Consider the following 25,235-nt stretch of genomic DNA (forward strand, 5'->3'; position numbering starts at 1 on the left):
GGCGCCCACCCCAAGACCATCAGCAAGAAGTGCAGTAACCGAGCCCCGGGAAAGGGGTCCACTCAGTGCTCGACGTCAACTTCTTCGACGAGCTCCGCATCGGTCTGGCCACCGGCGACGACATCCGCCAGTGGAGCCACGGTGAGGTGAAGAAGCCCGAGACCATCAACTACCGGACGCTGCGTCCGGAGAAGGACGGTCTCTTCTGCGAGAAGATCTTCGGTCCCACGCGGGACTGGGAGTGCTACTGCGGCAAGTACAAGCGGGTCCGGTTCAAGGGCATCATCTGTGAGCGCTGCGGCGTCGAGGTGACCCGGGCCAAGGTCCGCCGCGAGCGGATGGGCCACATCGAGCTGGCCGCGCCGGTCACCCACATCTGGTTCTTCAAGGGCGTCCCCTCGCGCCTGGGGTACCTGCTCGACCTGGCGCCCAAGGACCTCGAGAAGATCATCTACTTCGCGGCCTACCTGATCACCTCGGTCGACGAGGAGGCGCGCCACCGCGACCTCCCGACCATCGAGGCCGAGATCAGCGCGGAGAAGCACAACCTCGAGACCCGCCGGGACGCCGACGTGGAGGCCCGCCAGCAGAAGCTGGAGGCCGACCTCGCCGAGCTCGAGGCCGAGGGCGCCAAGTCCGACGTCCGCCGCAAGGTGCGTGAGGGCGGCGAGCGCGAGATGCGCCAGCTGCGCGACCGCGCCCAGCGGGAGATCGACCGCCTCGAGGAGGTGCTCGACACCTTCCGCAAGCTCGAGGTCAAGCAGCTCATCGCCGACGAGGGCCTCTACCGCGAGCTGCGCGACCGGTTCGGCGAGTACTTCGAGGGCGGCATGGGTGCCGCGGCGCTGCAGAAGCTGCTCGCCGACTTCGACCTCGACGCCGAGGCCGCCTCGCTGCGCGAGACCATCCGCAGCGGCAAGGGGCAGCGCAAGCTGCGGGCCCTCAAGCGGCTCAAGGTGGTCGCGGCCTTCCAGCAGACCCGCAACTCGCCCATGGGCATGGTGCTGGACTGCGTCCCGGTCATCCCGCCGGACCTGCGCCCGATGGTGCAGCTCGACGGTGGCCGCTTCGCGACCAGTGACATGAACGACCTGTACCGCCGCGTGATCAACCGGAACAACCGGCTCAAGCGTCTGCTCGACCTCGGCGCGCCCGAGATCATCGTGAACAACGAGAAGCGGATGCTGCAGGAGTCGGTCGACGCGCTGTTCGACAACGGCCGTCGCGGCCGGCCGGTCACCGGCCCGGGCAACCGCCCGCTCAAGTCGCTGTCGGACCTGCTCAAGGGCAAGCAGGGCCGGTTCCGCCAGAACCTGCTCGGCAAGCGCGTCGACTACTCGGGCCGGTCGGTCATCGTCGTCGGCCCGCAGCTGAAGCTGCACCAGTGCGGTCTGCCCAAGCAGATGGCCCTGGAGCTGTTCAAGCCCTTCGTCATGAAGCGGCTGGTCGACCTCAACCACGCGCAGAACATCAAGTCCGCCAAGCGGATGGTGGAGCGCGCGCGGCCGGTCGTGTGGGACGTGCTCGAGGAGGTCATCACCGAGCACCCGGTGCTGCTCAACCGCGCGCCGACCCTGCACCGTCTGGGCATCCAGGCCTTCGAGCCGCAGCTGGTCGAGGGCAAGGCCATCCAGATCCACCCGCTGGTCTGCACCGCGTTCAACGCGGACTTCGACGGTGACCAGATGGCGGTGCACCTGCCGCTGTCGGCGGAGGCCCAGGCCGAGGCCCGGATCCTCATGCTGTCGTCGAACAACATCCTGTCCCCGGCCGACGGTCGCCCGATCACCGCGCCGACCCAGGACATGGTGCTGGGCCTGTACCACCTGACCACCCTGGTGCCCAGCCGGCACGAGGCCGACGGCGGCAAGCCGGCGGCGTTCGGGTCGACGGCCGAGGCGATCATGGCCTTCGACCAGGGTGCGCTGGGCCTGCAGGAGCGGGCGCTGATCCGCCTCGACGAGGTGTTCGGCGTCGACAACGGCAAGGTCAACGAGCCGTGGGAGCAGCCGGAGGACTGGACCCCGGGTGCGCCGGCGCTGGTCTCGACCAGCCTGGGCCGGGTGCTGTTCAACGAGGCCCTGCCCGAGGACTACCGCTTCGTCAACTACCAGGTGCCGAAGAAGGAGCTCGGGGCGATCGTCAACGACCTCGCCGAGCGCTACCCCAAGGTGCAGGTCGCGGCGACGCTGGACGCCCTCAAGTCGGCCGGTTTCCGCTGGGCCACCCGGTCCGGCGTCACGATCGCGATCGACGACGTCGTCACCCCGCCGGCCAAGCAGGAGATCCTCGACCGGCACGAGGCCGAGGCCCGGCAGATCGAGCGCCAGTACGAGCGCGGTGTCATCACCGACGCCGAGCGTCGTGGCGAGCTGATCGAGATCTGGACCCGCGCGCGGGCCGAGGTCTCCCAGGCGATGGTGGACAACTTCCCGACCACCAACCCGGTCTGGGTCATGGTCAACTCGGGCGCCCGAGGCAACATGATGCAGATCAGCCAGATCGCCGGTATGCGTGGTCTGGTCGCCAACCCGAAGGGCGAGATCATCCCGCGGCCGATCAAGGCCAACTTCCGGGAGGGTCTGTCCGTGCTGGAGTACTTCATCTCCACGCACGGTGCCCGCAAGGGTCTGGCCGACACCGCGCTGCGGACGGCGGACTCCGGGTACCTCACCCGCCGGCTGGTCGACGTCTCCCAGGACGTCATCATCCGCGAGGAGGACTGCGGCACCGAGCGCGGCGTGATCATGCCGATCGCGACCGTGATCGACGGTCAGCTCACCCGGGACGCCCACGTCGAGACCAGCGTGTACGCCCGCTCCCTGGCCGCCGACGTGGTGGCCGAGGACGGCACGCTGATCGCGCAGGCCGGCCAGGACCTCGGCGACGTGCTGATCGGCCAGCTGGTCGACGCCAACGTCGCGGAGGTCAAGGTCCGCTGCGTCCTGACCTGTGAGTCGCTGCTCGGCACCTGCGCCACCTGCTACGGCCGCTCGCTGGCGACCGGCAAGCTGGTGGACGTCGGCGAGGCGGTCGGCATCATCGCCGCCCAGTCGATCGGTGAGCCCGGCACCCAGCTGACGATGCGCACCTTCCACACCGGTGGTGTCGCGGGTGAGGACATCACCCACGGTCTGCCGCGTGTGGTGGAGCTCTTCGAGGCCCGCGTCCCCAAGGGCAAGGCGCCGATCGCCGAGCTGGCCGGCAGGGTCCGCATCGAGGACGGCGAGCAGTTCCGCAAGCTCACGATCACGCCGGACGACGGCTCCGACGAGGTCGTCTACGACAAGCTGTCGCGCCGGTCGCGGCTGCGCGTCGAGGACGGCGGCCACGTCGAGGTCGGCGAGCAGCTCACCGAGGGTGCGGTCGACCCGCACGAGGTGCTGCGGATCATGGGCCCGCGCGAGGTGCAGCTGCACCTGGTCCGCGAGGTCCAGGAGGTCTACCGCAGCCAGGGTGTGTCGATCCACGACAAGCACATCGAGGTGATCATCCGGCAGATGCTCAAGCGGGTGACCATCATCGACTCGGGCGCGACGGAGTTCCTGCCCGGTGCGCTGGTCGAGCGGACGCTGTTCGAGACCGAGAACCGCCGGGTCGTCGCCGAGGGCGGCGAGCCGGCCTCGGCCCGCCCGGTGCTCATGGGCATCACCAAGGCCTCGCTCGCGACCGAGTCGTGGCTGTCGGCCGCCTCCTTCCAGGAGACGACCAAGGTGCTCACCGACGCCGCGATCCAGGGCAAGAGCGACAGCCTGCTCGGCCTCAAGGAGAACGTGATCATCGGGAAGCTGATCCCGGCCGGTACCGGGATCAGCCGCTACCGGAACATCACGGTCGAGCCGACCGAGGAGGCCCGCGCCGCCGTCTACACGATGGCCGGGTACGACGACGGGCAGTACTACAGCCCGGACGTCTTCGGGCAGGGTTCGGGCGAGGCCGTCCGCCTCGAGGAGTACGACTGGCGAGGCTGATCCACGCTCGTGTATGAGAAGGGCCCCGCAGATCGCGAGATCTGCGGGGCCCTTCTCGTTGCCGTCCCCGTCCAGCCGACGACCTGCCGTCACGTGACGGAACTCGGGCCCTCTACCGGTCCGCGATCCGGCGCATCGTCTCGACGGTCCGGAGCCGGCCCTCGGGACTGGCGTCGAGCGGCTGCAGCATCAGCGTCGTCACGCCGGCCTCGCGGAAGGCGGCGACCCGCTCGGCGACGTGGGACTCCGGCCCGATGAGCGACGTCGCCCGCACCAGTTCGTCGGGCACCGCCGCGGCCGCCTCGTCCTTCTTGCCGTCGAGGTAGAGGTCCTGGACGGCGCGGGCCTCCTCCTCGTACCCGTAGCGACGGGCCAGGTCGTTGTAGAAGTTCTTGCCGCGGGCGCCCATGCCGCCGATGTAGAGGGCCAGCTGCGGCCGCACGGCGTCGAGCAGCCCCTCGACGTCCTCTCCGACGGCGACCGGGACGCCGGTCACCACCTGCAGGTCCCCGAGCGCGGGGTCGCGCTTGGCCCGCCCCGCGGCCAGGGACTCGCCCCACACCGAGGCCGCCTTCTCCGGCACGAAGAAGATCGGCTCCCAGGCCTCGGCGATCTCCGCGGCCAGCTCGACGTTCTTCGGGCCCAGGGCGGCCAGCAGGACCGGGATCCGCTCGCGCACCGGGGTGTTGATCAGCTTGAGCGGCTTGCCCAGGCCGGTGCCCTGCTCGGCGGGGAGCGGGACGGTGTACTTCGGCCCGTCGTGGACCAGCCGGTCGCGGCGCCACACCTGCCGGCAGATCTCCACGATCTCGCGGGTGCGCTGCAGCGGGGCGTCGTAGGGGACGCCGTGCCAGCCCTCGATCACCTGCGGGCCGGACGCGCCCAGGCCGAGGGTGAACCGGCCGCCGGACACGAAGTCCAGCCCGGCCGCGGTCATCGCGGTCAGGGCCGGGGTGCGGCTGTAGATGGGGAAGATGCCGCTCATCAGCTCGACGCGCTCGGTCACCGCGGCCAGGTAGCCCAGTTGGCTCACCGCGTCGAAGGTGTAGACCTCCGCCACCATCGCGAGGTCGAGCCCGGCGGACTCGAGGTCGCGAATCTCCGCGGCGGTCTCGCGGAACCCGCCGCTGTAGCTGGCCTGGATGCCGATGCGCACGTCCACTCCTCAGGTCGGCGGCGCCGTCGTCGGCGCCCGCGGCCGACCGTATCGGCAGGGACGAGCGGCGGTGGCTCCGTCCGGGGTCCGCCCCGCGCTCGCGGGGCGGGGAGAGGGGCCTCCGTCAGACGGCGCGGACCACCCCGACGACCTCGGTGACGACGCGGACGCCGTCCACGTCGCCGGGGACCCGGCTGGCCGCGCGCGCGTCGGCCAGGTTCACCTTCACCACGTAGCCGCTCTCGCCCCGGGCCAGGCCCACGCCCACGACCCCGGGGTCGGCGGCCAGTCGCGCGCTGAGGGCGCTCTTGGCGGCTCGGGCGGAGGCGCGGTCGGTCATGGCCCCATGGTGCCCCCGATCAGCCCGGCGCGACAGTAGGAGGACCCTGCGGGGCCGAGGGCCGGCAAGTCAGGCGGGGACCCACTCCAGGTCGAGCAGCTCCAGCACCGTGGCCATGGGGTTGGCGTAGGTGACGCCGCCGCCGTTGCGGCCGCCGGTCTCACTGCCGGCGAACAGCAGGCCCATCGGCGCCCGGTCCGAGCTCCGCCAGATCACCGACCCGCTGTCACCGCCCGCGCTGAACCCCCCGCTGAGCCCCTCGACCTCGACCTGGTCGTCGAAGGTGTGCACCGCGTCGTCGTACTGCACGGTCACCCCGTCGACCTCGACGGCGGTGATCCGGCCGAGCGTGTGCCCGGTTGTGCGGCCGACCTTCTCCACTCGCTCGTCGGGGTCGACGTCGTCGGTGTCCGGCGCCTCGTCGGCGAGCGGGCCACCCGGGAGCCGGCCGGGCTCGGCCGGCACCTCGGGGTCGAGGACCGCGGCGGCGGCGTCGACCAGGTTGGTCCCGCCGTCGCCCCGGAACCGGACGAAGGCCGCCAGGGAGCCCACCCGGTCGGTGGGGAGCACGCCGCCGTCGGCCGGACCCGGCTGCAGCACCGGGTCGCCGAGCGAGGCGGCCCCGCTGGCGGCCAGGACGTGGTTGTTGGACAGCAGCGCCAGTCGCCCGTCCACCCGCACGAAGCCGCCCAGCGTCCCCGCCGTCACCGCGGCGTGGGCCACGGACAGCCCCGGGTACAGCGGGCGGGTCCGGCGCTGCAACTGGTCGGGCGTGGGGGAGGACAGCGCCCGCACCGGTCCGATCACGCGGACGTCGATCTCGTCGAGCACGGCGTCGTCCAGGCCGGCCAGCAGGACGTCGGCGTCGTCCTTGACCGCCAGCCGGATGGCCAGGTGGGCCTGCTCCGGGCCGATGGGTGCCAGGCCGAGGGCCGGCCGCGCCCAGCCGCGGGGCCCGGCGACGTCGCTGGCGGTGACCCGCCCCCCGGTCTCGGCCAGGCGCGCGGCCAGGTGGGTCTTCAGCTCGCGGGCCAGGTCGACGTGCACGGCATCCTCCGGTGGCGGTCGGTGGGCGTCCTGACACCGACCGTAGGGCCGGGGTACGACAGCCGGTGCGCCGCCCCCCGGGGCCGTCGGCGTCGCGGGGTGTCGCGCGTCGCAGTGGCCGGCGGTCGGCAGGCAGCCGGTACAGTCGCCGCACCGCCGGCCCCGCCGTCCGGTCCGCCCCCGTCCGAGGGAACACCCCGGCCGGCAGAGGTGTTGACCAGGGCGTACGGACCCGGCGGGTGGCTTGACCCTCGCCTGTCGACATGTGGCGGACCCGGCTTTGACCGGTCTCCGGCACACGGGTATCGTGGTCAGCCGTGCCCAGGGTGCCCTGGGCCTGCTCCCGTTCGCGGTGCGCCTGCCGACAAGGTGGTGGCGCCGAGTCGCGGGGGGCGACCGATCCGGTAGACCTCGCCGGCCGGTCCTGGGGACGGCGACACGCCCGACCGCGGGGACCGGTGGTGGTTGGCGGGCCGGCCCGGGTACGACCCCAGCAGGACCGGCACCCCGAGTACGCCAGAGCAGAGCACCATCCACAGCACGACCCAGCGCAGGTAGGAGATCCAGGCCACCCATGCCCACGATCAACCAGCTGGTCCGCAAGGGCCGCGAGGACAAGGTCGAGAAGACCAAGACCCCGGCGCTGAAGGGCTCCCCTCAGCGTCGTGGCGTGTGCACCCGCGTGTACACGACGACGCCGAAGAAGCCGAACTCGGCGCTGCGCAAGGTCGCTCGTGTCCGCCTCACCAGTGGCATCGAGGTGACCGCCTACATCCCCGGTGTCGGTCACAACCTGCAGGAGCACTCGATGGTGCTCGTGCGCGGCGGTCGCGTGAAGGACCTGCCCGGCGTGCGTTACAAGATCATCCGCGGCTCGCTCGACACCCAGGGTGTCCGCAACCGCAAGCAGGCTCGCAGCCGGTACGGCGCGAAGAAGGAGAAGAGCTGACATGCCGCGCAAGGGCCCCGCGCCGCGCCGGCCGCTGGTCGCCGACCCGGTGTACCAGTCGCCTCTGGTGACCCAGCTGATCAACAAGGTGCTCGTCGACGGCAAGCGCTCGGTCGCCGAGTCGATCGTCTACGGCGCCCTCGAGGGCTGCCGCACCAAGACCGACACCGACCCGGTGGTCACCCTCAAGCGCGCGCTGGACAACGTCAAGCCGGCCCTCGAGGTCCGCAGCCGCCGCGTCGGTGGTGCGACCTACCAGGTCCCGGTCGAGGTCCGCGCCTCGCGCAGCACGACGCTGGGCCTGCGCTGGCTGATCCAGTACAGCCGGGCGCGCCGTGAGAAGACGATGACCGAGCGGCTGATGAACGAGCTGCTCGACGCGAGCAACGGCCTCGGTGCCGCGGTCAAGCGCCGCGAGGACACCCACAAGATGGCCGAGTCGAACAAGGCCTTCGCGCACTACCGCTGGTAAGCGCCATCCCGGCTGGCTCCGCCAGCCCCCGCGGCCCGCGGGTGGTCCGGGCCAACCCCTGGACCACCCGCACGCGCACAGCGAACCAAAGAGGAGAGACGAATGGCCGACACCCAGGCCACCCTCGCCAAGACCCGCAACATCGGGATCATGGCGCACATCGACGCCGGCAAGACCACGACGACCGAGCGCATCCTCTTCTACACCGGTATCAACTACAAGATCGGTGAGGTCCACGACGGCGCGGCCACGATGGACTGGATGGAGCAGGAGCAGGAGCGCGGCATCACCATCACGTCCGCCGCGACGAAGTGCTCCTGGAACGGCCACGACATCAACATCATCGACACCCCCGGGCACGTCGACTTCACCGTCGAGGTGGAGCGGTCGCTGCGGGTGCTCGACGGTGCCGTCGCGGTCTACGACGGTGTCGCCGGCGTGGAGCCGCAGACCGAGCAGGTCTGGCGGCAGGCGGAGAAGTACGGCGTCCCGCGCATGTGCTTCGTCAACAAGCTCGACCGCACCGGCGCGAACTTCTTCCGCTGCGTCGACATGATGGTCGAGCGCCTGGGCGCCAACCCGGCGGTGCTGCAGCTCCCGATCGGTGCCGAGGCCGACTTCATCGGTGTCGTCGACCTGGTCGGGATGCGGGCGCTGACCTGGCGTGGCGAGACCCAGATGGGCGAGGACTACTCGGTCGAGGAGATCCCGGCCGAGCTCGCCGACCAGGCCGCCGAGTACCGCGAGAAGCTGCTCGAGACGATCGCCGAGACCGACGACGACCTCATGGAGGCCTACCTCGGCGGCGAGGAGATCTCCGTCGAGCGGCTGAAGGCGGCCATCCGCAAGGCCACCATCTCGGCCCAGGTCAACCCGGTCCTCACCGGCACGGCGTTCAAGAACAAGGGCGTGCAGCCCCTGCTCGACGCCGTCGTCGACTACCTGCCCAGCCCGCTGGACATCGAGGCGATCGTCGGCACCGCGCTGGACGGCGAGACCGAGGTCATCCGGCACGCCGACGAGGACGAGCCGTTCTCCGCGCTGGCCTTCAAGATCCAGACCGACCAGCACCTCGGCAAGCTGACCTACGTCCGGGTCTACTCCGGCAAGGTCTCCTCCGGGTCCCCGGTGCTCAACAGCACCAAGGACCGCAAGGAGCGGATCGGCAAGATCTACCAGATGCACGCCAACAAGCGCGAGGAGCGCGAGGGCGTGGGCGCCGGCCAGATCGTCGCCGTGGTGGGCCTCAAGCAGACCACCACCGGTGACACGCTCTGCGACCCGCAGAAGCCGGTGATCCTGGAGTCGATGACCTTCCCGGCCCCGGTCATCTCGGTCGCCATCGAGCCGAAGACCAAGAGCGACCAGGAGAAGCTCGGCACCGCCATCCAGAAGCTGGCAGAGGAGGACCCGACCTTCCAGGTCCGCCTCGACGAGGAGACCGGCCAGACGGTCATCTCCGGCATGGGCGAGCTGCACCTGGAGATCCTCGTCGACCGCATGCGGCGCGAGTTCAAGGTCGAGGCCAACGTGGGTAAGCCCCAGGTGGCCTACCGCGAGACGATCCGCAAGGCCGTCGAGAAGGTCGACTACACCCACAAGAAGCAGACGGGTGGGTCCGGCCAGTTCGCGAAGGTCCAGGTGACCCTGGAGCCGCTGGAGATCAGCGGCGACTCCGCCACCTACGAGTTCGTCAACGCCGTCACCGGTGGTCGCATCCCGAAGGAGTACATCCCGTCGGTCGACCAGGGCATGCAGGACGCCATGCAGTACGGCATCCTCGCCGGCTACCCGGTCGTGGGCGTCAAGGCGACCCTGATCGACGGTCAGTACCACGAGGTCGACTCGTCGGAGATGGCGTTCAAGATCGCCGGCTCGATGGTCTTCAAGGAGGCCGCGCGCAAGGCCAGCCCGGCCCTGCTCGAGCCGATGATGGCCGTCGAGGTCGTCACGCCCGAGGACTACATGGGCGACGTCATCGGCGACCTGAACTCCCGGCGCGGGATGATCCAGGCGATGGAGGAGCGCTCCGGCGCCCGCGTCGTCCGGGCCCTGGTCCCGCTCTCGGAGATGTTCGGCTACGTGGGCGACCTGCGCAGCCGCACCCAGGGGCGGGCGAGCTACACCATGGTGTTCGACTCGTACGCCGAGGTCCCGGCCAACGTCGCCAAGGAGATCATCGCCAAGGCGACCGGCGAGTGACCTGCCGGGCGGGGTAGCCCCCCGCCCGGGCCCCAGCAAGCCCACCCCAGAGTTCGCGCACGACGCGAGACCACGAGGAGAGGAACCCAGTGGCCAAGGCCAAGTTCGAGCGGACCAAGCCGCACGTCAACATCGGCACCATCGGGCACATCGACCACGGGAAGACCACCCTGACCGCGGCGATCACCAAGGTGCTGCACGACAAGTACCCGGACCTCAACGAGGCGTCGGCCTTCGACCAGATCGACAAGGCGCCCGAGGAGAAGGCCCGCGGGATCACGATCTCGATCGCCCACGTCGAGTACCAGACCGAGAACCGGCACTACGCGCACGTCGACTGCCCCGGTCACGCCGACTACATCAAGAACATGATCACCGGTGCGGCGCAGATGGACGGCGCCATCCTGGTGGTCGCGGCGACCGACGGCCCGATGCCGCAGACCAAGGAGCACGTCCTCCTGGCCCGCCAGGTCGGCGTCCCCTACATCGTCGTGGCGCTCAACAAGGCCGACATGGTCGACGACGAGGAGATCCTCGAGCTCGTCGAGCTGGAGGTCCGCGAGCTGCTCAGCGAGTACGAGTTCCCGGGCGACGACGTCCCCGTGGTGCGCGTCTCCGCGCTGAAGGCCCTCGAGGGCGACGCGAAGTGGGGCGACGCCCTCATGGAGCTGATGGCCGCCGTCGACACCGCCATCCCCGAGCCGCAGCGTGAGATCGACAAGCCGTTCCTCATGCCGGTCGAGGACGTCTTCACCATCACCGGTCGCGGCACCGTCGTCACCGGTCGCGTGGAGCGCGGCATCGTCAAGGTGAACGAGGAGGTCGAGATCGTCGGGATCCGCTCCTCGTCGACCAAGACCACCGTCACCGGCGTCGAGATGTTCCGCAAGCTGCTCGACCAGGGCCAGGCCGGCGACAACGTCGGTCTGCTGCTGCGCGGCATCAAGCGCGAGGACGTGGAGCGCGGCCAGGTCGTCGTGAAGCCCGGCTCGATCACCCCGCACACCAACTTCGAGGGTTCGGTCTACATCCTCTCGAAGGACGAGGGTGGCCGTCACACGCCGTTCTTCAACAACTACCGTCCGCAGTTCTACTTCCGGACCACGGACGTCACGGGCGTCGTGACCCTGCCGGCCGGCACCGAGATGGTCATGCCGGGCGACAACACCGAGATGACGGTCGAGCTGATCCAGCCGATCGCCATGGAGGAGGGCCTGCGGTTCGCCATCCGTGAGGGTGGCCGCACCGTCGGCGCCGGTCGCGTCACCAAGATCCTCAAGTAACACCCCGACGGGCGGCGGTGCGCACGTGTGCGCCGCCGCCCGTCCCCGGGTGGCCGCCTGTGTGCAGTGCCACCCATCCCGCTGGGGCCAGACCGGATGCGGTCAGGACCACCCGGCGTTCCCCAGCTACGAACAGACACCGATCGGCAGGAGCAGAAGACAGCGATGGCGGGACAGAAGATCCGCATCCGGCTGAAGGCCTACGACCACGAGGCGATCGACGCCTCGGCGCGGCGCATCGTCGACACGGTGACCAAGACCGGTGCGCGCGTCGTCGGCCCGGTGCCGCTGCCGACGGAGAAGAACGTGTACTGCGTCATCCGCTCGCCGCACAAGTACAAGGACTCGCGGGAGCACTTCGAGATGCGCACGCACAAGCGGCTCATCGACATCCTCGACCCGACGCCGAAGACGGTCGACGCGCTGATGCGCATCGACCTGCCGGCCTCGGTCGACGTGAACATCCAGTAAGGGCAGTCAGCAGACATGGCGAGCACATTCCGTGGTCTCCTCGGCGAGAAGCTGGGCATGACCCAGGTCTTCGACGAGAACAACCGCATCGTGCCGGTGACCGTCGTCAAGGCGGGCCCGTGTGTGGTGACCCAGGTGCGCACCCCCGAGGTCGACGGCTACTCCGCCGTCCAGCTCGGGTTCGGTGAGATCGACCCGCGCAAGGTGAACAAGCCCGAGGGCGGGCACTTCGCCAAGGCGGGCGTCACGCCGCGTCGTCACCTGGTCGAGCTGCGCACCTCGGACGCCTCGAACTACACGGTCGGCCAGGAGCTGACCGCCGAGGTCTTCGACGGCGTCGCGAAGGTCGACGTCATCGGCACCAGCAAGGGCAAGGGCACGGCCGGTGTCATGAAGCGGCACGGCTTCCGCGGCCTGGGCGCCGCGCACGGCACCCAGCGCAAGCACCGGTCGCCCGGTTCCATCGGCGGGGCGTCGACCCCCGGCCGCGTCTTCAAGGGCCTGCGCATGGCCGGCCGCATGGGCGCGGTGAAGACGACGACCCTCTCGCTCAACGTGCACAAGGTGGACGCCGAGCGTGGGCTGCTGCTGATCAAGGGCGCGATCCCGGGCCCGAAGGGCGGCCTCGTGCTCGTCCGCTCGGCCGTCAAGGGCGGCCCCGTGGGGAGTGACAACCAGTGACCCAGTCGACCCAGACCCGGTCCGACCGCCAGGTCGACGTCCGGACCCCGGCCGGGGAGACCTCCGGCAGCGTGACGCTGCCCGGTGAGCTCTTCGACGCGTCGGCCAACGTCGCGCTCATGCACCAGGTCGTGGTGGCCCAGCTGGCCGCCGCCCGCCAGGGCACGCACGCGACCAAGACGCGCGGCCAGGTCAGCGGTGGTGGCGCCAAGCCGTACCGCCAGAAGGGCACCGGCCGCGCCCGCCAGGGCTCGACCCGTGCGCCGCAGTTCGAGGGCGGTGGCACCGTCCACGGCCCGCAGCCGCGCGACTACTCGCAGAAGACCCCGAAGAAGATGAAGGCCGCCGCGCTGCGTGGCGCCCTCTCCGACCGGGCCCGCGAGGACCGCGTGCACGTCGTGAGCACCTTCGTGGACGGCGACGCCCCGAAGACCAAGGCCGCGCAGGCCACCCTCCAGGCGATCACCACCGCAAAGCGGGTCCTGGTCGTGCTCGACCGCGAGGACGTCCTCAACTGGGTCAGCCTGCGCAACCTGCCGCAGGTGCACCTGATCGAGGCCGGCCAGCTCAACACCTACGACGTGCTGGTGTCCGACGAGGTGGTCTTCACCGAGGCCGCGCTGGCCGAGTTCGTGGCCGGGCCGGCCACCGGCAAGCGCCGGGGCGTGGAGAAGCCCGACCTGACCACGCCGGACGTCCCCGGTGCCATCCCGTCGATCCAGCCGGTCGAGGGCACCACCGACCTGGACATCGCCACCGAGACCACCGAGGAGAAGGCGTGAGCGTCCGCGACCCCCGGGACGTCCTGCTGTCCCCGGTCATCTCGGAGAAGAGCTACGGGCTGCTCGACGAGAACCAGTACACGTTCGTCGTCCTGCCTGAAGCGAACAAGACGCAGATCAAGATCGCGGTCGAGCAGATCTTCAACGTGAAGGTCCTCGGCGTGAACACCATCAACCGCCAGGGCAAGCGCAAGCGCAGCCGGGGCAACAAGCTCGGCAAGCGCAAGGACACCAAGCGCGCCATCGTCTCGCTGGCGCCGGGCGACCGCATCGAGATCTTCGGGGGCCCGGGCGCCTGAGCCCGGGACCGCCGGACCAGAGATAGAGGACTGAGTCAGCAATGGCTATCCGCAAGTACAAGCCGACGACGCCGGGCCGCCGCGGCTCCAGCGTCGCCGACTTCGCCGAGGTCACCCGCGACCACCCCGAGAAGTCGCTGGTCCGGCCGCTGCACGGTCGCGGCGGGCGCAACGTCCACGGGAAGGTCACCGCGCGGCACCAGGGCGGCGGGCACAAGCGCGCCTACCGGGTGATCGACTTCCGCCGGGCCGACAAGGACGGCGTGCCGGCCAAGGTCGCGCACATCGAGTACGACCCGAACCGCACCTCGCGCATCGCGCTGCTGCACTTCGCGGACGGCGAGAAGCGCTACATCATCGCGCCGGCCCGCCTGAAGCAGGGCGACACGGTGGAGTGCGGTCCCTCGGCCGACATCAAGCCGGGCAACAACCTCCCGCTGCGGAACATCCCCGTCGGCACCGTCGTTCACGCCATCGAGCTCCGTCCCGGTGGCGGTGCGAAGATCGCCCGCTCGGCCGGCACCAGCGTCCAGCTGGTCGCCCGAGAGGGTCGCTTCGCGCAGCTGCGCATGCCGTCGGGCGAGATCCGCAACGTCGACGTCCGCTGCCGCGCGACCGTCGGCGAGGTGGGCAACGCCGAGCAGTCGAACATCAACTGGGGCAAGGCCGGCCGCATGCGGTGGAAGGGCAAGCGCCCGACCGTCCGCGGTGTCGCCATGAACCCGGTGGACCACCCGCACGGTGGTGGTGAGGGCAAGACCTCCGGTGGTCGCCACCCGGTGAACCCGAAGGGCAAGCCGGAGGGCCGCACGCGCAAGCGCAAGGCCAGTGACGCCCTGATCGTGCGCCGCCGGCGCACCAACAAGAAGCGCTGAGCGGGTAGAGGAGTCCGACAGACATGCCACGCAGCCTGAAGAAGGGCCCGTTCGTCGACGACCACCTGCTCAAGAAGGTGGACGCGCAGAACGAGAAGGGCACCAAGACCGTCATCCGGACCTGGTCCCGCCGCTCGACGATCATCCCCGACATGCTCGGGCACACCATCGCCGTCCACGACGGTCGCAAGCACGTCCCGGTGTTCGTGACCGAGGCCATGGTCGGGCACAAGCTGGGCGAGTTCGCGCCCACCCGCACGTTCCGTGGGCACGTCAAGGACGACCGCCGGTCCCGGCGCGGCTGAACCAGGTAGAGAGAGAATCCACATGACTTCCCAGGTGGGACAGGAGGCGCCGGTCGCCCGGGCTACGGCCCGGTTCGTCCGCGTCACCCCCATGAAGGCACGCCGGGTGGTGGACCTCATCCGCTACCTGCCGACCGACGAGGCGCTGGCCCTGCTGCGCTTCGCGCCGCAGGCCGCCAGCGAGCCGGTGCTCAAGGTCGTCGCCAGCGCCGTCGCCAACGCCGAGCACAACCTGCGGCTGGACCCGGCCGCGCTGGTCGTGAGCGCCGCGTACGTCGACGAGGGCCCGACGCTCAAGCGCATCCGTCCGCGGGCCCAGGGCCGCGCGTACCGGATCAACAAGCGGACCTGCCACATCACGGTCGAGGTCGCCGAGGTCTCGGCGAACGCCGAGCTGGCCGGCAAGTCGCGCACCGCGCGCCGTCGCACCGGTCAGTCCGGGCCGGCCACCCAGCAGCAGAGCAGCAACACGAGGGGAGGGACCCGCTAGTGGGTCAGAAGGTCAACCCGCACGGGTTCCGACTGGGCATCACCACGGACTACAAGTCCCGGTGGTACGCCGACAAGCTGTACAAGGACTACGTCAAGGAAGACGTGGCCATCCGCAAGCTCATGAGCAAGGGGATGGAGCGGGCCGGGATCTCCAAGGTGGAGATCGAGCGCACCCGCGACCGCGTCCGCGTCGACATCCACACCGCCCGGCCGGGCATCGTCATCGGCCGCCGCGGCGCGGAGGCCGACCGCATCCGCGGCGAGCTGGAGAAGCTCACCGGCAAGCAGGTGCAGCTGAACATCCTCGAGGTCAAGAACCCCGAGTCCGACGCGCAGCTGGTCGCCCAGGGCGTCGCCGAGCAGCTCTCCAGCCGGGTGAGCTTCCGTCGCGCCATGCGCAAGGCCATGCAGTCAGCGCAGCGCAGCCCGCAGGTGAAGGGCATCCGGGTGCAGTGCTCGGGTCGCCTCGGCGGCACGGAGATGAGCCGGTCGGAGTTCTACCGCGAGGGTCGTGTGCCGCTGCACACGCTGCGGGCGAACATCGATTACGGCATCTACGAGGCCCGCACCACCTTCGGCCGCATCGGCGTGAAGGTCTGGATCTACAAGGGCGACGTCAGCGGCTCGCGTGCCGAGCGGGAGGCCCTCGAGGCCCTCGCGGCCCGTCAGCAGCGCCGTGAGCGGGCCCAGCGTCCGCGCCGGTCCGGCTCGTCCGGCACCACCGCCGGCGGCACCGAGGCCGGTCGCGCTGCGGCCGAGTCCTCGACCGGTCCCGCCGTCGACACCACCGAGAGCGCGGTCGCCGCGACGTCCGGCGAGGTCGCTCCCGAGCAGACCGTCGCCGAGAACGTGGGCACCGAGGCGACCGCTGCGGCCGAGAACACGGCCGCGCAGAACACCACGGAGGGCTGACACGTGCTGATCCCACGGCGCGTCAAGCACCGCAAGCAGCACCACCCGAGCCGCTCGGGTCGTGCCAAGGGCGGCACCGCCATCAACTTCGGCGAGTACGCCATCCAGGCGCTCGAGCCGGCGTACGTGACCAACCGGCAGATCGAGTCGGCCCGTATCGCCATGACCCGGCACATCCGTCGTGGCGGCAAGGTGTGGATCTCGATCTACCCGGACCGCCCGCTGACCAAGAAGCCGGCCGAGACCCGCATGGGTTCCGGTAAGGGTTCGCCCGAGTGGTGGGTGGCCAACGTCAAGCCCGGCCGCATCATGTTCGAGCTCTCCGGTGTCGCCGAGCCGGTGGCCCGCGAGGCCATGCGCCGCGCCATCCACAAGCTGCCCATGAAGTGCCGCTTCATCACTCGCGAAGGAGAGGTGTGATGGCCGCCGGTCTGACCGCTCCCGAGCTGCGTGAGCTCTCCGCCGAGGAGCTCGCCACGCGGTTGCGCGAGTCGAAGGAAGAACTGTTCAACCTGCGGTTCCAGGTGGCCACCGGCCAGCTGGACAACAACAGGCGGCTGCAGACCGTCCGCCGCGACATCGCCCGGATCTACACGATCATGCGCGAGCGCGAGCTGGGCCTGTCGGTCGCCCCGAACGAGGGTGTGGCATGAGCGAGCCCCAGTCGGCGCAGCCGAACACTGCTGCAGCGTCGGGCCCCGGCCTGGCCGGCCGTGGCTACCGCAAGGTCCGCGAGGGCCTCGTGGTGAGCGACAAGATGGACAAGACGATCGTCGTCGAGGTCGAGGACCGCGTGAAGCACGGCCTCTACGGCAAGGTCATCCGTCGCACGAGCAAGCTGAAGGCCCACGACGAGCAGGGGGTCGCCGGCATCGGTGACCGCGTGCAGATCATGGAGACCCGACCGCTGTCGGCCACCAAGCGGTGGCGGCTGGTCGAGGTCCTCGAGAAGGCGAAGTGATGGTCGGTCACTCGGCCCGCACCTGGGCCGAGTGACCAACACCCCTCCGGGGGAGCGTCCGCAGAGCAGGTACGCTGGACGACTGGCGCGCCCTCCGGGTGTGCGCCGCATCCCGGTACCCGTGCCTCGGACGCACCGGCGGCTGACGCTGCCGGTGCGTCCGCACGTGGGTATCGGACAGCCGGTTCACCGATCCGGCCCGGCTGTCACCACGAAAGATCAGGAGTAGGACGTGATCCAGCAGGAGTCGCGACTGCGGGTCGCCGACAACACCGGGGCAAAGGAGATCCTCTGCATCCGGGTGCTCGGCGGTTCCGGGCGACGCTACGCGGGCATCGGCGACGTCATCGTCGCCACCGTGAAGGACGCCCTGCCCGGCGCCGGCGTCAAGCGCGGTGACGTGGTCAAGGCCGTCGTCGTGCGCACGGTGAAGGAGCGTCGTCGTCCGGACGGCTCCTACATCCGCTTCGACGAGAACGCCGCGGTCATCATCCGCGACAGCGGCGACCCGCGCGGTACGCGCATCTTCGGCCCCGTCGGCCGGGAGCTCCGCGACAAGCGCTTCATGCGGATCATCTCGCTCGCCCCGGAGGTGCTGTGACCATGGCGGAGAAGACCCCCTCGATGAAGGTCAAGAAGGGCGACACCGTCGTGGTGCTGTCCGGTAAGGACAAGGGCGCCAAGGGCCGCGTCATCGCCGCCTACCCCAAGCAGCAGAAGGTCCTCGTTGAGGGCGTCGGCCGGGTCAAGAAGCACACCCGGATCAGCTCCAACCAGCGTGGCGCCCAGTCGGGCGGGATCGTCACGCAGGAGGCTCCCATCCACGTCAGCAACGTGATGGTGATCGACTCCGAGGACAAGCCGACCCGGGTCGGTTACCGCAAGGACGAGGAAGGCCGCAGCATCCGGGTCTCGCGGCGCACCGGTAAGGACCTCTGACCGACATGAGTGCACCCACCCGTGAGCTGCCCCGCCTGCTCGAGCGCTACCGCGCGGACATCGCGCCGGCGCTGCAGTCGGAGTTCAACTACGACAACGTCATGCAGATCCCGCGGCTGACGAAGATCGTCGTCAACATGGGCGTCGGCGAGGCGACCCGCGACGCGAAGCTGATGGACGGCGCGGTCCGCGACCTCACCGCCATCACCGGGCAGAAGCCCGCCGTCGTCCGCGCCCGCAAGTCCATCGCGCAGTTCAAGCTGCGTGAGGGCATGCCGATCGGCGCCAAGGTCACCCTGCGCGGCGACCGCATGTGGGAGTTCCTGGACCGGCTGCTGTCGCTGGCCCTGCCCCGCATCCGTGACTTCCGCGGCCTCAACGCGAAGCAGTTCGACGGTCACGGCAACTACACGTTCGGGCTGACCGAGCAGTCGATGTTCCGCGAGATCGACGTCGACAAGATCGACCGTCCCCGCGGCATGGACATCACGCTGGTCACCACCGCCACGAACGACGAGGAGGGTCGCGAGCTCCTCCGCCTGCTGGGCTTCCCGTTCGCCGGCCAGCCCGTCGTGACCACCACCCGCTGAGCCGGGGCGAGGAGACAGACAGATGGCAAAGAAGGCGCTGATCAACAAGGCGGCCCGCAAGCCGAAGTTCGCGGTCCGCGGCTACACCCGCTGCCAGCGGTGCGGCCGTCCGCACTCGGTCTTCCGCAAGTTCGGCCTGTGCCGGATCTGCCTGCGGGAGATGGCCCACGCCGGCGAGCTCCCGGGCGTCAGCAAGTCCAGCTGGTGAAGGACCCCGCTACCCCGCACGCCTCGCACGCTCGGCGCGGGACCCGGTAGCGGGCCGACCCCAGCAGCTCACCACCACTGAAGCACCACCGATCGCCGAGAGGCCCGCGCCACACCGCGTGAGGAACCGCGGCGAGAGAGGCAACACACCCATGACGATGACCGACCCGATCGCGGACATGCTCACGCGGATCCGGAACGCCAACCAGGCGTACCACGACTCCACGACGATGCCGTCCTCCAAGTTGAAGACGCACATCGCGGAGATCCTCCAGCAGGAGGGGTACATCGCCGGCTGGCGGGTCGACGAGGTCGAGCAGGACGGCACCGCGCGCAAGCAGCTGGTGGTCGACCTCAAGTACGGCCCGAACCGTGAGCGGAGCATCGCCGGTGTCCGGCGCGTCTCCAAGCCCGGTCTGCGGGTGTACGCCAAGTCCAACGCGCTGCCCAAGGTGCTCGGTGGCCTCGGGGTGGCGATCATCTCCACCTCGACCGGTCTGCTGACCGACCGGCAGGCGAACAAGAAGGGCGTGGGCGGGGAAGTCCTCGCCTACGTCTGGTAAGGGGACGAGCAGATGTCACGGATCGGACGACTCCCGATTCCGGTGCCCAGCGGCGTGGACGTCGCCATCGACGGCCAGACGGTCAACGTCAAGGGCCCCAAGGGCGCGCTCAGCCACACGGTCGCGGCGCCCATCACCGTGGCCCGCGGCGAGGACGGCGTGCTGAGCGTGCAGCGCCCCAACGACGAGCGGGAGAGCCGGGCCCTGCACGGGCTGTCGCGCACCCTCATCGCCAACATGATCACCGGCGTCACCACGGGGTACAGCAAGACCCTCGAGATCGTCGGTGTCGGTTACCGCGTCCAGGCGCGTGGCTCGGACCTCGAGTTCGCCCTGGGCTACAGCCACCCGGTGCCGGTGCGTGCCCCGGAGGGCATCTCCTTCACCGTCGAGTCGCCGACCCGCCTGCGGGTCGAGGGCATCGACAAGCAGCAGGTGGGCCAGGTCGCGGCCAACATCCGCAAGCTGCGCCGTCCGGACCCGTACAAGGGCAAGGGCGTGCGCTACCAGGGTGAGGTCGTCAAGCGCAAGGTCGGGAAGACGGGTAAGTGATGGCACAGACCGAGAAGGCTGCTGCTCGGGTGCACAAGCCCGTCGGCACCGACGTCAGCACCGCGCGGCGGACCTCCCGCCTGCGCCGGCACACCCGGCTGCGCAAGCGCGTCTCGGGCACGCCGGAGCGTCCGCGCATGGTGGTCAAGCGCAGCTCGCGGCACATCCACGTGCAGGTTGTCGACGACACCGTCGGCCGTACCCTGGTCAGCGCCTCGACGCTCGACCCGAGCCTGCGCAGCGCCGAGGGCGACAAGTCCACCCTGGCCCGCCAGGTGGGCGCGCTGGTCGCCGAGCGGGCCAAGGCCGCCGGTATCGCCGCGGTCGTGTTCGACCGGGGTGGCAACCGCTACCAGGGTCGGATCGCCGCGCTGGCCGACGGTGCCCGTGAGGGTGGCCTGGACTTCTGATGAGCTACACCGCGAACAAGATCGAGAGGGACGTCTGATGCCAGGACCACAGCGACGCGGCGGCGGCGCCGGCGGCGGCAACGACCGCCGCGACCGTCGTGACGGCGGGCGGGGGCCCGGCGGCGCGCCTGCCGAGAAGAGCAACTACATCGAGCGCGTGGTGGCCATCAACCGCGTGTCCAAGGTCGTCAAGGGCGGTCGGCGCTTCAGCTTCACCGCCCTGGTGATCGTGGGCGACGGGGACGGCACCGTGGGCGTCGGCTACGGCAAGGCCAAGGAGGTGCCCGCGGCGATCGCCAAGGGCGTCGAGGAGGCCAAGAAGCACTTCTACAAGGTGCCGCGCATCGCCAGCACCATCCCGCACGCGGTGCAGGGCGAGGCCGCTGCCGGTGTCGTGCTGCTCAAGCCGGCCAGCCCCGGTACCGGTGTCATCGCCGGTGGTCCGGTGCGCGCCGTCCTCGAGTGTGCGGGCATCCACGACGTGCTGTCGAAGAGCCTCGGGTCCTCCAACCCGATCAACATCGTGCACGCGACCATGCAGGCGCTGAAGGACCTCGTCCGCCCCGAGGAGATCGCGGCTCGCCGTGGTCTGCCGCTCGAGGACGTCGCCCCGGCGGCCATGCTGCGTGCCCGTGCGGGCCAGGGGGTCTGACATGGCACAACTGAAGGTCACCCAGGTCAGGTCCGCCATCGGGACCAAGCCGAACCAGCGTCAGACGCTGCGGTCGCTGGGCCTCAAGCGGATCAACGACTCGGTCGTCCAGGAGGACCGTCCCGAGATCCGCGGGATGGTCGCGACGGTGCCGCATCTCGTGCGCGTCGAAGAAGTCTGAGGAAAGACTCGCTATGACACTGAAGGTCCACCACCTGCGTCCGGCTCCCGGCGCCCACACCAAGAAGACCCGCGTGGGTCGCGGTGAGGGCTCCAAGGGCAAGACCGCCGGTCGCGGCACCAAGGGCACCGGCGCGCGCGGCAACACCTCCGCGCGGTTCGAGGGCGGGCAGACGCCGCTGCACATGCGGCTGCCGAAGCTCTCGGGCTTCAAGAACCCGAACAAGGTCGTCTTCCAGGTCGTCAACCTCGACCGGATCGCGTCCCTGTTCCCCCAGGGCGGCTCGGTGAACCCCGACTCCCTCGCCGAGGCCGGCGCGGTGCGCCGCGGCCAGCCGGTGAAGGTGCTCGGCACCGGCGACCTGGGCGGTGTCGAGGTGCACGTGCACGCGCACGCGTTCTCGGCGTCCGCCGCGGAGAAGATCTCCGCGGCCGGGGGCAGCACCACCCGCATCTGAACAAGGACCCCCTGCCCCCACCGGGGGCCTGCAGGGGGCCGCACGCGGCCCGGTGGCTATCGCAGCCACCGGGCCGCGCATTGCTAACCTCATTCGACCGAGCAGGGGAGGGCACGTGCTGCAGGCGTTCGCTGCGGCGTTCCGGACGCCAGACCTCCGGCGCAAGCTGCTGTTCTCCCTGGCGATCATCGCCGTGTACCGGCTGGGGGCCTCCGTCCCCGGGCCGGGCGTGTCCGTCGAGGCCATCAACAGCTGTCTCGAGCAGGCGCAGGCCTCCGACCAGCGGGACCTCTACTCGCTGGTGAACCTCTTCTCCGGTGGCGCGCTGCTGCGGCTGTCGGTGTTCGCGCTCGGGATCATGCCGTACATCACGGCGAGCATCATCGTGCAGCTGCTGGTCGTGGTCATCCCGCGCTTCGAGCAGCTGAAGAAGGAAGGGCAGTCGGGCCAGCAGAAGCTGACCCAGTACACCCGCTACCTGACGATCGCGCTCGCCATCCTGCAGAGCACCGGCATCATCGCCCTGGCCCGCTCCGGTCAGCTGTTCCCGGGCTGCTCGCAGGACATCATCCCGGACACGTCCATCTGGACGACGGTGGTCCTGGTGATCGCGCTCACCGCCGGCACCGCGGTGATCATGTGGCTCGGTGAGCTGCTCACGGAGAAGGGGATCGGCAACGGCATGTCCGTGCTGATCTTCACGTCGATCGCAGCCCGCATCCCCGCCGAGGGCGGCCAGATCCTGCAGACCCGCGGCGGCTTCGTCTTCGCCGTCGTCTGCGTCATCGCTGTCGTCATCATCGGCACGGTGGTCTGGGTCGAGCAGGCCCAGCGGCGCATCCCCGTCCAGTACGCCAAGCGCATGGTCGGTCGCCGCATGTACGGCGGGACGTCGACCTACCTGCCGCTCAAGGTCAACCAGGCCGGCGTCATCCCGGTCATCTTCGCGTCGTCGCTGCTGTACCTCCCGCAGCTGATCACGCAGCTGCAGGGCAACGAGACCGGCCCGGTGCGGCGCTTCTTCGAGAACTACGTCATCAACCAGAGCAGCCCCGCGCACATCGCCATCTACTTCGGGCTGATCGTGTTCTTCACGTACTTCTACGTGTCGATCACCTTCAACCCGGAGGAGCGGGCCGAGGACATGAAGCGCTACGGCGGCTTCATCCCGGGCATCCGGCCGGGTCGGCCCACCGCCGAGTACCTGCAGTACGTGCTGTCCCGGATCACCCTCCCCGGGTCGATCTACCTGGGGCTGGTGGCAGTCTTGCCCAACCTGTTCCTGTCGATCACGCAGCAGGGGCAGAACCAGAACTTCCCGTTCGGCGGGACCGCGGTGCTGATCATGGTCGGAGTGGGGTTGGAGACGGTGAAGCAGATCGAGACGCAACTCAACCAGCGCAACTACGAAGGGTTCCTGAAGTAGTGCGCGTCGTGCTGCTCGGGCCCCCCGGGGCGGGCAAGGGCACCCAGGCGCAGATCATCGCCGGCCGGCTCGGCGTCCCGGCGATCTCGACCGGCGACATCTTCCGGGCCAACGTCAGCGGGGGGACCCCGCTGGGTCTCGAGGCCAAGGTCTACATGGACGCCGGCGACCTCGTGCCCGACGAGATCACGGTGGCGATGGTCAAGGACCGGCTGGCCGAGGCCGACGCCAAGGGCGGCTTCCTGCTCGACGGGTTCCCGCGGACCATCGCGCAGGCCGAGCAGCTGCGCACCTCGCTGGAGGACCTGGGGCACGCCCTCGACCGCGTCCTCGAGCTGGTCGTGGACGAGGAGGAGCTGGTGCGCCGGCTCTCCGGTCGGGTCATGGTGGTCGACGGGGAGACCGTGCAGCGCGAGGATGACAAGCCGGAGACCGTGCGGCACCGGCTGCAGGTCTACCGGGAACAGACCGCGCCGCTGTCGGGGTTCTACGAAGCTGAGGGGCTGCTGGCCCGCATCGACGCGATCGGGGCGATCGAGGAGGTCACCGCGCGGGCGATGGCGGCCCTCGGGGTGACCGGGGCCGAGGTGGCCGCGCAGCCCGAGGGACCGACCGGGCAGCCGAGCGCGGGCTGAGGAACGGCGGCGCAGATGACGGCCGCCGGGATCCTCGGACGCCTCCCGCTGCTGGCGAAGTGGAGTGGACGGATGATCCAGATCAAGACGCCGCACGAGATCGAGCTCATGCGGGCCGCAGGCCTGGTCGTGGCCGGTGCGATCGCCGCGGTGCGTGCCGCGGTGCGGCCGGGTGTCACCACCGGTGAGCTCGACGCGATCGCCGAGGACCACATCCGCAGCGCCGGCGCCGTCCCGTCCTTCCTGGGCTACCACGGCTTCACCGGCAGCATCTGCGCGTCGATCAACGACGAGATCGTTCACGGCATCCCGGACAGGGGCCGCGCGCTGGCCGAGGGCGACAACATCTCCATCGATTGCGGGGCCATCCTGCAGGGCTGGCACGGCGACTCCGCCGTCACGGTCACCGTGGGCCCCCCGTCGGCCGAGGACGCCGCGCTGATCGCCGTCACCGAGCGGTCGATGTGGGCCGGCCTGGCCCGGGCGATCGCCGGGGGCCGGCTGACCGACATCAGCCACGCCGTCGAGGAGGCGATCACCGCCGAGGAGCACCCCTACGGGATCGTCGACCACTACGGCGGCCACGGCATCGGATCCGAGATGCACCAGGACCCGCACGTGCTGAACTACGGCCGCGCCGGCCGTGGTCCGCGGCTGGTCCCCGGGCTCGCGCTGGCCATCGAGCCGATGGTCACCGTGGGGGACCCGGCCACCGTCGAGCTCGAGGACGGCTGGACCGTGGTCACCAAGGACGGGTCCCGCGCGGCCCACTTCGAGCACACCGTCGCCATCACCCCGGAGGGCCCCTGGGTCCTGACGGCGGAGGACGGCGGCGTCGCGGGGCTGGCCCCCTTCGGGATCACCCCCCGCACCTGAGCAGGGTCCCTGCCCCCGCCACGCGCACGTTCGTGGCGGGACCCGGCAGGAGGACCGTCCCGGTGTGACGTTCCACCCTCCGTCCTGATCGGGGCCGGGTTGGAGAGGCGCGCCGGAGCGGGGTACAGTGGCCGATGGCGCTCGCGCCGCCCTGTTGTCGTGCTGTGGCCGTACGACGCGGGGCGCCCTCGCGGGAGTGTCTGCACCACCTGTTCTGCAATCAACCAGCGCGTCCGGCGGGTCTCCGCGTGGGCGCAGTCGAGCCGGGAGGCCGTGTCGGGTATGGCGAAGAAGGACGGGGCCATCGAGGTCGAGGGTCGCGTCGTCGAGCCGCTGCCCAACGCGATGTTCCGGGTCGAGCTGCAGAACGGGCACCGGGTGCTCGCCCACATCAGCGGCAAGATGCGCCAGCACTACATCCGCATCCTGCCCGAGGACCGCGTGGTCGTGGAGCTCTCGCCCTACGACCTGACCCGCGGTCGCATCGTCTACCGGTACAAGTAACCGCCGTTGCGCGCCGCCCCGACCGGGGTGGGTGTGCGCGGCTCA

33 protein-coding genes are annotated in these 25,235 nt (G+C 70.2%); 30 read left to right on the forward strand and 3 right to left on the reverse strand.

Translation table 11 applies throughout. The features are described from left to right. The first annotated feature begins 65 nt into the window (after positions 1-65). Positions 66-3,971, forward strand: coding sequence for a DNA-directed RNA polymerase subunit beta' (locus tag ACI789_RS06120; protein ID WP_457007173.1), 3,906 nt, complete (start codon positions 66-68; stop codon positions 3,969-3,971). 112 nt (positions 3,972-4,083) lie between these two features. Here ACI789_RS06120 and ACI789_RS06125 read toward each other — a convergent pair whose 3' ends face one another. From ACI789_RS06125 to ACI789_RS06135, 3 genes are all read right to left on the reverse strand, one after another. Then, positions 4,084-5,127, reverse strand: a complete 1,044-nt coding sequence (locus ACI789_RS06125) for an LLM class F420-dependent oxidoreductase (RefSeq protein WP_457007174.1) — start codon at positions 5,125-5,127, stop codon at positions 4,084-4,086. 124 nt (positions 5,128-5,251) lie between these two features. Continuing rightward, entirely contained in the window at positions 5,252-5,467 is a 216-nt protein-coding gene (locus ACI789_RS06130; RefSeq protein WP_457007175.1) for a hypothetical protein, read from the reverse strand. Between the two features lie 69 nt (positions 5,468-5,536). Next, positions 5,537-6,514: a hypothetical protein gene (locus ACI789_RS06135; protein WP_457007176.1), complete on the reverse strand. Its 978-nt coding sequence runs from the start codon at positions 6,512-6,514 to the stop codon at positions 5,537-5,539. Positions 6,515-7,088: 574 nt separating this feature from the next. Between ACI789_RS06135 and rpsL the strand changes: the two genes are divergently transcribed. From rpsL to infA, 29 genes are all read left to right on the forward strand, one after another. Beyond that, a complete protein-coding gene (rpsL, locus tag ACI789_RS06140) occupies positions 7,089-7,463 on the forward strand; it encodes a 30S ribosomal protein S12 (RefSeq protein ID WP_012950487.1) in 375 nt (124 codons plus the stop codon). Position 7,464: 1 nt separating this feature from the next. Then, positions 7,465-7,935 carry a 30S ribosomal protein S7 gene (gene rpsG, locus ACI789_RS06145; protein WP_456909101.1) on the forward strand — a complete coding sequence of 157 codons (471 nt, stop codon included), beginning with the start codon at positions 7,465-7,467 and terminating at the stop codon, positions 7,933-7,935. Positions 7,936-8,037: 102 nt separating this feature from the next. Next, entirely contained in the window at positions 8,038-10,137 is a 2,100-nt protein-coding gene (gene fusA, locus ACI789_RS06150; protein ID WP_457007177.1) for an elongation factor G, read from the forward strand. An 89-nt stretch (positions 10,138-10,226) separates the two neighbouring features. Then, entirely contained in the window at positions 10,227-11,420 is a 1,194-nt protein-coding gene (gene tuf / locus ACI789_RS06155) for an elongation factor Tu (RefSeq protein ID WP_457007178.1), read from the forward strand. 165 nt (positions 11,421-11,585) lie between these two features. Continuing rightward, entirely contained in the window at positions 11,586-11,891 is a 306-nt protein-coding gene (gene rpsJ / locus ACI789_RS06160) for a 30S ribosomal protein S10 (RefSeq protein WP_014742859.1), read from the forward strand. A gap of 15 nt (positions 11,892-11,906) precedes the next feature. Next, complete coding sequence (gene rplC, locus ACI789_RS06165; protein WP_456917528.1) at positions 11,907-12,572, forward strand: 50S ribosomal protein L3; 666 nt, start codon at positions 11,907-11,909, stop codon at positions 12,570-12,572. Further along, positions 12,569-13,354: a 50S ribosomal protein L4 gene (gene rplD, locus ACI789_RS06170; RefSeq protein ID WP_457007179.1), complete on the forward strand. Its 786-nt coding sequence runs from the start codon at positions 12,569-12,571 to the stop codon at positions 13,352-13,354. The genes rplC and rplD overlap by 4 nt, the downstream gene beginning before the upstream one ends. Further along, positions 13,351-13,653, forward strand: coding sequence for a 50S ribosomal protein L23 (gene rplW / locus ACI789_RS06175; RefSeq protein ID WP_448610260.1), 303 nt, complete (start codon positions 13,351-13,353; stop codon positions 13,651-13,653). The genes rplD and rplW overlap by 4 nt, the downstream gene beginning before the upstream one ends. Positions 13,654-13,694: 41 nt before the next feature. Then, positions 13,695-14,528, forward strand: a complete 834-nt coding sequence (rplB, locus tag ACI789_RS06180; RefSeq protein WP_387987748.1) for a 50S ribosomal protein L2 — start codon at positions 13,695-13,697, stop codon at positions 14,526-14,528. A 23-nt stretch (positions 14,529-14,551) separates the two neighbouring features. Next, on the forward strand, positions 14,552-14,833 hold the full coding sequence (rpsS, locus tag ACI789_RS06185) for a 30S ribosomal protein S19 (RefSeq protein ID WP_089402109.1): 282 nt from the start codon (positions 14,552-14,554) through the stop codon (positions 14,831-14,833). A 22-nt stretch (positions 14,834-14,855) separates the two neighbouring features. Beyond that, positions 14,856-15,323 (forward strand): 50S ribosomal protein L22, encoded by a 468-nt coding sequence (rplV, locus tag ACI789_RS06190; protein ID WP_456917526.1) that lies wholly within the window; start codon positions 14,856-14,858, stop codon positions 15,321-15,323. Next, positions 15,323-16,237 (forward strand): 30S ribosomal protein S3, encoded by a 915-nt coding sequence (rpsC, locus tag ACI789_RS06195; protein WP_457007180.1) that lies wholly within the window; start codon positions 15,323-15,325, stop codon positions 16,235-16,237. The genes rplV and rpsC overlap by 1 nt, the downstream gene beginning before the upstream one ends. Before the next feature lie 3 nt (positions 16,238-16,240). Then, a complete protein-coding gene (gene rplP, locus ACI789_RS06200; protein WP_091362954.1) occupies positions 16,241-16,657 on the forward strand; it encodes a 50S ribosomal protein L16 in 417 nt (138 codons plus the stop codon). Beyond that, on the forward strand, positions 16,657-16,890 hold the full coding sequence (gene rpmC, locus ACI789_RS06205) for a 50S ribosomal protein L29 (protein WP_072919070.1): 234 nt from the start codon (positions 16,657-16,659) through the stop codon (positions 16,888-16,890). Before rplP ends, rpmC begins: the two co-directional genes overlap by 1 nt. Further along, positions 16,887-17,198, forward strand: coding sequence for a 30S ribosomal protein S17 (rpsQ, locus tag ACI789_RS06210; protein WP_456917524.1), 312 nt, complete (start codon positions 16,887-16,889; stop codon positions 17,196-17,198). The genes rpmC and rpsQ overlap by 4 nt, the downstream gene beginning before the upstream one ends. 232 nt (positions 17,199-17,430) lie before the next feature. Continuing rightward, entirely contained in the window at positions 17,431-17,799 is a 369-nt protein-coding gene (gene rplN, locus ACI789_RS06215) for a 50S ribosomal protein L14 (RefSeq protein ID WP_012950472.1), read from the forward strand. 2 nt (positions 17,800-17,801) lie between these two features. Further along, positions 17,802-18,137 carry a 50S ribosomal protein L24 gene (rplX, locus tag ACI789_RS06220; protein ID WP_456909084.1) on the forward strand — a complete coding sequence of 112 codons (336 nt, stop codon included), beginning with the start codon at positions 17,802-17,804 and terminating at the stop codon, positions 18,135-18,137. Between the two features lie 5 nt (positions 18,138-18,142). Beyond that, positions 18,143-18,727, forward strand: coding sequence for a 50S ribosomal protein L5 (rplE, locus tag ACI789_RS06225; RefSeq protein ID WP_457007181.1), 585 nt, complete (start codon positions 18,143-18,145; stop codon positions 18,725-18,727). 22 nt (positions 18,728-18,749) lie between these two features. Beyond that, positions 18,750-18,935 carry a type Z 30S ribosomal protein S14 gene (locus tag ACI789_RS06230; RefSeq protein WP_012950469.1) on the forward strand — a complete coding sequence of 62 codons (186 nt, stop codon included), beginning with the start codon at positions 18,750-18,752 and terminating at the stop codon, positions 18,933-18,935. A gap of 157 nt (positions 18,936-19,092) precedes the next feature. Further along, entirely contained in the window at positions 19,093-19,497 is a 405-nt protein-coding gene (gene rpsH, locus ACI789_RS06235) for a 30S ribosomal protein S8 (protein WP_457007182.1), read from the forward strand. Between the two features lie 12 nt (positions 19,498-19,509). Further along, positions 19,510-20,049, forward strand: a complete 540-nt coding sequence (gene rplF / locus ACI789_RS06240) for a 50S ribosomal protein L6 (RefSeq protein ID WP_456917520.1) — start codon at positions 19,510-19,512, stop codon at positions 20,047-20,049. Next, the gene (gene rplR / locus ACI789_RS06245) at positions 20,049-20,459 is read left to right on the forward strand and encodes a 50S ribosomal protein L18 (RefSeq protein ID WP_456917519.1); all 411 of its coding nucleotides are present in this window, start codon (positions 20,049-20,051) and stop codon (positions 20,457-20,459) included. Before rplF ends, rplR begins: the two co-directional genes overlap by 1 nt. Positions 20,460-20,496: 37 nt before the next feature. Then, the gene (gene rpsE / locus ACI789_RS06250; protein ID WP_457007183.1) at positions 20,497-21,111 is read left to right on the forward strand and encodes a 30S ribosomal protein S5; all 615 of its coding nucleotides are present in this window, start codon (positions 20,497-20,499) and stop codon (positions 21,109-21,111) included. Position 21,112: 1 nt separating this feature from the next. Further along, complete coding sequence (gene rpmD, locus ACI789_RS06255) at positions 21,113-21,292, forward strand: 50S ribosomal protein L30 (protein ID WP_457007185.1); 180 nt, start codon at positions 21,113-21,115, stop codon at positions 21,290-21,292. A 13-nt stretch (positions 21,293-21,305) separates the two neighbouring features. Then, on the forward strand, positions 21,306-21,749 hold the full coding sequence (rplO, locus tag ACI789_RS06260) for a 50S ribosomal protein L15 (RefSeq protein ID WP_457007187.1): 444 nt from the start codon (positions 21,306-21,308) through the stop codon (positions 21,747-21,749). 115 nt (positions 21,750-21,864) lie between these two features. After that, positions 21,865-23,175: a preprotein translocase subunit SecY gene (secY, locus tag ACI789_RS06265; protein ID WP_457007189.1), complete on the forward strand. Its 1,311-nt coding sequence runs from the start codon at positions 21,865-21,867 to the stop codon at positions 23,173-23,175. An 8-nt stretch (positions 23,176-23,183) separates the two neighbouring features. Then, a complete protein-coding gene (locus ACI789_RS06270; RefSeq protein ID WP_457007191.1) occupies positions 23,184-23,810 on the forward strand; it encodes an adenylate kinase in 627 nt (208 codons plus the stop codon). A 15-nt stretch (positions 23,811-23,825) separates the two neighbouring features. Continuing rightward, a complete protein-coding gene (map, locus tag ACI789_RS06275) occupies positions 23,826-24,686 on the forward strand; it encodes a type I methionyl aminopeptidase (RefSeq protein WP_457007193.1) in 861 nt (286 codons plus the stop codon). A gap of 282 nt (positions 24,687-24,968) precedes the next feature. Next, complete coding sequence (gene infA, locus ACI789_RS06280) at positions 24,969-25,190, forward strand: translation initiation factor IF-1 (protein ID WP_012950459.1); 222 nt, start codon at positions 24,969-24,971, stop codon at positions 25,188-25,190. Positions 25,191-25,235 lie beyond the last annotated feature (45 nt).

The organism is Geodermatophilus sp. SYSU D00965, from assembly GCF_054050075.1.

What these genes read in the sequence shown, in the direction of transcription:
- ACI789_RS06130 (WP_457007175.1), bottom strand. Translation starts at nt 5,467, where the DNA reads ATGACCGACCGCGCCTCCGCCCGAGCCGCCAAGAGCGCCCTCAGCGCG.
- rpsL (WP_012950487.1), top strand. Translation starts at nt 7,089, where the DNA reads ATGCCCACGATCAACCAGCTGGTCCGCAAGGGCCGCGAGGACAAGGTC.
- rpsG (WP_456909101.1), top strand. Translation starts at nt 7,465, where the DNA reads ATGCCGCGCAAGGGCCCCGCGCCGCGCCGGCCGCTGGTCGCCGACCCG.
- fusA (WP_457007177.1), top strand. Translation starts at nt 8,038, where the DNA reads ATGGCCGACACCCAGGCCACCCTCGCCAAGACCCGCAACATCGGGATC.
- rpsJ (WP_014742859.1), top strand. Translation starts at nt 11,586, where the DNA reads ATGGCGGGACAGAAGATCCGCATCCGGCTGAAGGCCTACGACCACGAG.
- rplC (WP_456917528.1), top strand. Translation starts at nt 11,907, where the DNA reads ATGGCGAGCACATTCCGTGGTCTCCTCGGCGAGAAGCTGGGCATGACC.
- rplB (WP_387987748.1), top strand. Translation starts at nt 13,695, where the DNA reads ATGGCTATCCGCAAGTACAAGCCGACGACGCCGGGCCGCCGCGGCTCC.
- rpsS (WP_089402109.1), top strand. Translation starts at nt 14,552, where the DNA reads ATGCCACGCAGCCTGAAGAAGGGCCCGTTCGTCGACGACCACCTGCTC.
- rplV (WP_456917526.1), top strand. Translation starts at nt 14,856, where the DNA reads ATGACTTCCCAGGTGGGACAGGAGGCGCCGGTCGCCCGGGCTACGGCC.
- rpmC (WP_072919070.1), top strand. Translation starts at nt 16,657, where the DNA reads ATGGCCGCCGGTCTGACCGCTCCCGAGCTGCGTGAGCTCTCCGCCGAG.
- rpsQ (WP_456917524.1), top strand. Translation starts at nt 16,887, where the DNA reads ATGAGCGAGCCCCAGTCGGCGCAGCCGAACACTGCTGCAGCGTCGGGC.
- rplX (WP_456909084.1), top strand. Translation starts at nt 17,802, where the DNA reads ATGGCGGAGAAGACCCCCTCGATGAAGGTCAAGAAGGGCGACACCGTC.
- rplE (WP_457007181.1), top strand. Translation starts at nt 18,143, where the DNA reads ATGAGTGCACCCACCCGTGAGCTGCCCCGCCTGCTCGAGCGCTACCGC.
- ACI789_RS06230 (WP_012950469.1), top strand. Translation starts at nt 18,750, where the DNA reads ATGGCAAAGAAGGCGCTGATCAACAAGGCGGCCCGCAAGCCGAAGTTC.
- rpsH (WP_457007182.1), top strand. Translation starts at nt 19,093, where the DNA reads ATGACCGACCCGATCGCGGACATGCTCACGCGGATCCGGAACGCCAAC.
- rplF (WP_456917520.1), top strand. Translation starts at nt 19,510, where the DNA reads ATGTCACGGATCGGACGACTCCCGATTCCGGTGCCCAGCGGCGTGGAC.
- rplR (WP_456917519.1), top strand. Translation starts at nt 20,049, where the DNA reads ATGGCACAGACCGAGAAGGCTGCTGCTCGGGTGCACAAGCCCGTCGGC.
- rpsE (WP_457007183.1), top strand. Translation starts at nt 20,497, where the DNA reads ATGCCAGGACCACAGCGACGCGGCGGCGGCGCCGGCGGCGGCAACGAC.
- rpmD (WP_457007185.1), top strand. Translation starts at nt 21,113, where the DNA reads ATGGCACAACTGAAGGTCACCCAGGTCAGGTCCGCCATCGGGACCAAG.
- rplO (WP_457007187.1), top strand. Translation starts at nt 21,306, where the DNA reads ATGACACTGAAGGTCCACCACCTGCGTCCGGCTCCCGGCGCCCACACC.
- map (WP_457007193.1), top strand. Translation starts at nt 23,826, where the DNA reads ATGACGGCCGCCGGGATCCTCGGACGCCTCCCGCTGCTGGCGAAGTGG.
- infA (WP_012950459.1), top strand. Translation starts at nt 24,969, where the DNA reads ATGGCGAAGAAGGACGGGGCCATCGAGGTCGAGGGTCGCGTCGTCGAG.